This is a genomic window from Pontibacter diazotrophicus (assembly GCF_003367245.1).
In the GTDB taxonomy this organism is placed as follows: Bacteria; Bacteroidota; Bacteroidia; order Cytophagales; family Hymenobacteraceae; genus Pontibacter; species Pontibacter diazotrophicus.
The window spans coordinates 1-1,436 of sequence record NZ_QRGR01000075.1 but is presented as its reverse complement, the minus strand read 5'-3'; the positions used below and the strand labels follow the sequence as shown (position 1 = coordinate 1,436).

The following is a 1,436-nucleotide window of genomic DNA, read 5'->3' as shown; positions in this document are numbered from 1 at the left end:
ACCATAGCCGTCAGGCTAAGGATAAAGTATATCATTTGGTGATGGTTTTAGTAGCCCGTTCTTGTCTCTTCTTTTTTCTTTCCTGCCTATCCTGATTACCCTTCTGAGCACTTTCCAAAACCACTCTTTCACGGCTCTGCTGCCTTCGCTGAGTGCCTGGCAAAGCTTGAGTATCTTTTTTTTAGATGCTTCATCACCTTCCACTCGCTGAGTTCGAAGTCTTCCAACTGCTGCTCCAGATAGCCTTTGAGCATGTGCTGCACCTGAGCAGAAAGAAGAATGGCTATCAGCCGGCTGTAGAGGTAGCACTCAAAGCGGAAGATGCTCATCCGGCCGACCTTGTCTATCTCCATGATGCTCTTCCATATCTTGAAGAGCAGCTCAATCTGCCAGCGCAGCCTGTAGTAAAGCTGCACCTGAAGGGGGCTGAGCTGTTCTGGACAGGTGTTGGTGATATAGATATTATAGCCCATGAGCTGTTTTTTAGCCTCGCTTGTCTGCCAGCTGTACTTGCCACTCTTGCTTTGGTTGGCCTGCTTGCGCTGCTGCTTTTTCGCCCGTTGCTCTGCCACCTCCGCCGGCACCTTCTGGGCAACAAGCCGTACCTTGAGCTTGTCTTTGCCTTTGCCCAGGGATACCTCAGGCAGGCAGTTGCTGCCTTTCTCCAACCGCCCCAGAAACTGCTGCCAGTCCAGCAGCACCAGCTTGCCTGCCTCATCTTCGATGTAGAGGCGGGTGCCCGTCTTGTAGCGGCTGATGAAAAAGCCGCCGGCTCTGTCCAGGGCCTGCAGGTGCCTTGGCTTGTAATAGCCCAGGTCCAGTATGTGCAGCTCCTTTCCCGCCTGCTCGTAACTCAGGCCCTGGAGAAAGAGCGTGTCGTTCTCCTTGCCGTCGCGGACCTCAAGCCGCAGTATCGAGCCCTGCAGCAACTCATACTGCTGGTGCAACTTGACGGAGGCTCCTGAAGTGGAGCCTCCGTTGCTGCGGTAGAAGGCCGCCAACTGGCCCGGCAGTTGAAAGCTGGTGGAGTCTGTGACAATAACCCTGGAAAAATGGGGATGGGCAGCCTGCTGCTGGCCCACATCAAGCACCTGCCTGAGCAGGAGCTGATAGCATTGGCGCATGAACCCGACGGCAAAGGTGTTGAAGCGCCCGTCCAGCGACTGCTTGGTAAGCTCCACCCCGTGCCTCTCTGACACCTCCTGGCACATGTCGCTCAGGCTGAACTCTTTGCCGTTAGACTCCATGAGCAAATGTAGCTGCAGAAACATCCAACCGCTCAACCTCGAGGTGCTCCGCTCAACAAACCTGCTCTCCCGGGCAAGCTTCTCCAGCTCCTCTTCCTTGAAAAAGGATTGCAGCTGCTCGAGCAGACCTTCCTTGCCTTCTAATAATCCTTCTACACTTACCTCCATCCTGCAAAGCTACAGCTACTT

General features: G+C 54.4%; 1 protein-coding gene. It reads right to left on the bottom strand.

Annotated elements, in window-relative coordinates; translation table 11 throughout:
- Nucleotides 1–128: 128 nt before the first annotated feature.
- Nucleotides 129–1,415, bottom strand: a complete 1,287-nt coding sequence (locus tag DXT99_RS26700) for an IS4 family transposase (protein ID WP_115568647.1) — start codon at nucleotides 1,413–1,415, stop codon at nucleotides 129–131.
- Nucleotides 1,416–1,436 lie beyond the last annotated feature (21 nt).

Coding starts and splice junctions, on each gene's coding strand:
- DXT99_RS26700 (WP_115568647.1), bottom strand. CDS start 1,415: ATGGAGGTAAGTGTAGAAGGATTATTAGAAGGCAAGGAAGGTCTGCTC.